Here is a 3,208-nt window from a genome sequence, read left to right as displayed (position 1 = left end):
GAGGTGACCAAGGGCTATGAGGGCAATCGCCCGCACACCACTTGCCGCCTGACCAGGGCCGGCCGCCGCCGCTTCCTCGATTACCTCGCCGTGCTCGAGCGGCTGGTGCGCGACGCCGCCAAGGCCGCCGGCCGCGAGGCGCCACCGCTCGGCCGCCTCGGTATCGTCTCGACCTGATCGTCCTTTTTGACCGGAGACTTTGCAATGCAAAGTGAACTTGCGCCCCGCAACGAGAAACTTCATGTCGGCATCATCATGGACGGCAACGGACGATGGGCGACGCGGCGCGGCCTGTCGCGCGTGCGCGGCCACGAGGCCGGCGTCGAGACGATCCGCCGCATCGTCGAGGCCGCGCCGAAGCAGGGCATCGGCACGCTGACGCTCTACGCGTTCTCGACCGACAATTGGCGAAGGCCGAAGGCCGAGGTCGGCGCGCTGATGACCCTGCTGCGCTTCTATCTCGCCAACGAGGTGCAGAGCCTGGTRAAGAACGGCGTGCGCCTCACCGTGATCGGCCGCCGCGACCGGCTGCCTGACGGCATCGCCAATGCGATTGCGCGCGCCGAAGCGGCCACCGCCCAGGGCAGCACGCTTCACCTGCGCATCGCGGTCGATTATTCCGCGCGCGATGCCATCCTCAACGCCGCGGCGAAAGCAGCGGCACTGACCAGCCTCACCCGCGACGCGTTCTCGCAGCTCGTCACCGGCGAGGCCGGTTTGCGCGACGTCGATCTCATCATCCGCACCTCGGGCGAGAAGCGGCTGTCGGACTTCCTGCTGTGGGAAGGCGCCTATGCCGAGCTGCACTTCACCGAGCGGATGTGGCCCGAATTCGACGCGGGCGATCTCGCCGAGGCCCTCGCTGCGTTCCACGGCCGCGAACGACGCTTCGGCGGCCTCCAGGCCATCATGCCCGAGGAGGTGCCGTCACTCTCCCGTGTGTGACGCGCGGCACAGGGAAACGAGCTGTTCGTTTTCAGCCGCATGATTGGCAGCGATGTCCAAGCGCAGCGTGCACGGTCTCGGCTAGGTCTGCGGTTCACGCAACCTGCCGAGAGCGTCACGCATGCTACAGCTACTTCCGGGAGCCGTCGTCGCGCCGGTTGAACCGGCCGAAGCGAAGGGCACGGTCTGCATCAGGACCGCCAGTGCATCCGACGTGGCGAACCTGTCGGTCTATTTCACCGGCCTGTCCACGACCTCGCGCAACAAGCGTTTCATGGGTGCGCGCGCCGATCTCGCCGTGGTCGCGGCCGAATGCGTGGCGAAGGCCGACCGTCCCGGTCACTTCACCCTGCTCGCCGAGTTCGGGCAGGAGGGGCAGCGCACCATCATCGGCGAAACGCACTACGCCTACGATGCGGCCGCACGGCACGGCGAATTTGCCATCTCGGTCGCCGATGCGTTCCAGCGCATGGGTCTCGGCCTCCGGATGATGACGGCGATGGAAGCGCGCGCGATCGATCTCGGCCACGAGATGATCGCCGGCGAGACCGCGCGAACCAACGCGGAAATGCGCGGCCTGGCGAAGAAGGCCGGGTTCAGGGATACCGGGCTCGGCGACTGGCAGTCGGTTCACCTCGCCAAGCACCTGTCGCGATAGCCATACCCAGGTTGAATTGCCGCGTGGCGCGGATCGTGCTCTAGTATCCCTCGGGTATCCCCAGCGATGGGAGCTTTCGGCGATGCGCGCAGTTTTGGATCATTGCACCGGCGGAACGGAGCGGCAGGTCAAGGCCGGCACGTCGGTCGTCACCGAGGGTGGCACCAGCAGCGGCCACCTCTACGTGCTCGTCGAGGGCAAGCTCGAAGTGCTCAAGAGCGACACGGTGGTCGCTATCATCGCCGAGCCCGGCGCCGTGTTCGGCGAGATGTCCGTGCTGCTTGGGCTGCCGCACACCGCGACGGTGCGGGCCAGCTCGGATTCGGTCATCTATGAGTTCGAGGACGCGGCGTCATTCCTCATCCAGAAGCCGGAGGTGGCGCTGCTGCTCGCGCGCACGCTGGCGCAGCGGCTCAACGCCGCCAATACCTATCTTGCCGATCTCAAGCGGCAATATGCCGGCCACGGCACGCACCTGGCCATGGTCGGCGAAGTGCTTCAAAGCATGATCAACCTGCCGCCGCTTGAGGTTTCGCCAGGCTCGGATCGGCAATCTGATCCAAGAATGTAAGCCAGTCCGGCGGCGCCTCGACAAAGGCCGCCGGCCGCTTCAGCGGCGCGTCGAGGTCGATCCACTGCGCCTCGCCCGCCGCCAGCCAGAACGCCTTGTTGGCATCGAGATCCAGCACGATATGCGTCGGCGGCCGGCCCGGTTGCAGGCCCGCGTTGAAGACCCAGGTCTGGCCCAGCCGGTCGAACCACGAGCCATCCGTGATGAAGGGCGACTGGTGCACATGGCCCGAGATCACCATCGACGGCTGATACTGCATGATCCACTGCACCACCTCGACATCGCCGAAGAAGCGCTTGCCGCCCCAGCTCGTCGGCGAATTCGCCGGCGGCGCGTGATGCGCCCAGATCCAGCGCTGCGGCCGGCTCGCCGCGGCATCGCGGAGCTGGTCGGCGATGCGCTGCTTGACCAGTGGTCCATCCCACCACGGGCACACCGTGAACAGGGTGTCGCCGATGGTGAGGCTGTCGCCGTCGCAGGCAATGCCGAGCTCCCGCACCTCCGAGATCCAGCGCGAGATCTTCTCCCCCTCCGCACTGCGCTCGTCGAGGTCATGATTGCCGGAGCAGAGGATCACGCGGGTCTTTCCGGCAAGCAGCGCGAGGTATTTTTTCACCACCACGATCTGCGCGCGAAAATCCACCATCGAGCCGATGTCGAGCGCATCGCCGGCGAAGATCACGAGGTCGAATTGCGGCGCCGCGCTGACCAGCCAGTCGAACTGCGGCAGCGCGTAGTGCAGGTCAGCCACGACCAGGCAGCGCATTTGAAATCCGTTCGCGAGATTGAAAATGTCCGGGAATTCCAAAACGGCAAAAAAGCAAGAAGCAGACCAGCACGGCCGCCCCTTCGGGTCAATCCAATGAGGGCGAGCATGCCGCGGCGTCTCGCGGTATGCAAGGCGCCCGGCGTCGCAGGTCTGGACCGGACCATCGAATTCTGCTGTCGTGGCGCATCCTCAACCGCCCGTGTCCGCATGACCTCCTTCAAGACCATCCGTGCCCGCGCCGAGAAGCGCAAGGGCGGCCCCAAGG

5 protein-coding genes are annotated in these 3,208 nt (G+C 66.2%); 4 read left to right on the top strand and 1 reads right to left on the bottom strand.

The annotated features are described in order from the left end of the window. The 4 genes from AC1D00_RS33270 to AC1D00_RS33255 form a co-directional block, all read left to right on the top strand. Window positions 1-177: transcriptional regulator (locus AC1D00_RS33270; RefSeq protein ID WP_477013583.1), on the top strand; the 177-nt coding region annotated here is incomplete at its 5' end. A gap of 27 nt (window positions 178-204) precedes the next feature. Further along, complete coding sequence (locus AC1D00_RS33265; RefSeq protein WP_477013582.1) at window positions 205-945, top strand: di-trans,poly-cis-decaprenylcistransferase; 741 nt, start codon at window positions 205-207, stop codon at window positions 943-945. Window positions 946-1,066: 121 nt separating this feature from the next. Then, window positions 1,067-1,603: an N-acetyltransferase family protein gene (locus AC1D00_RS33260; RefSeq protein WP_477013581.1), complete on the top strand. Its 537-nt coding sequence runs from the start codon at window positions 1,067-1,069 to the stop codon at window positions 1,601-1,603. An 82-nt stretch (window positions 1,604-1,685) separates the two neighbouring features. Further along, window positions 1,686-2,174 (top strand): Crp/Fnr family transcriptional regulator, encoded by a 489-nt coding sequence (locus AC1D00_RS33255; protein WP_027542104.1) that lies wholly within the window; start codon window positions 1,686-1,688, stop codon window positions 2,172-2,174. Here AC1D00_RS33255 and AC1D00_RS33250 read toward each other — a convergent pair. Further along, window positions 2,113-2,940: a metallophosphoesterase family protein gene (locus AC1D00_RS33250; protein ID WP_135175092.1), complete on the bottom strand. Its 828-nt coding sequence runs from the start codon at window positions 2,938-2,940 to the stop codon at window positions 2,113-2,115. The two genes, AC1D00_RS33255 and AC1D00_RS33250, sit on opposite strands and share 62 nt — an antisense overlap. Window positions 2,941-3,208 lie beyond the last annotated feature (268 nt).

The organism is Bradyrhizobium sp. P2_E8 (assembly GCF_056403875.1).
This window is presented reverse-complemented; position numbering and strand designations above follow the sequence as displayed.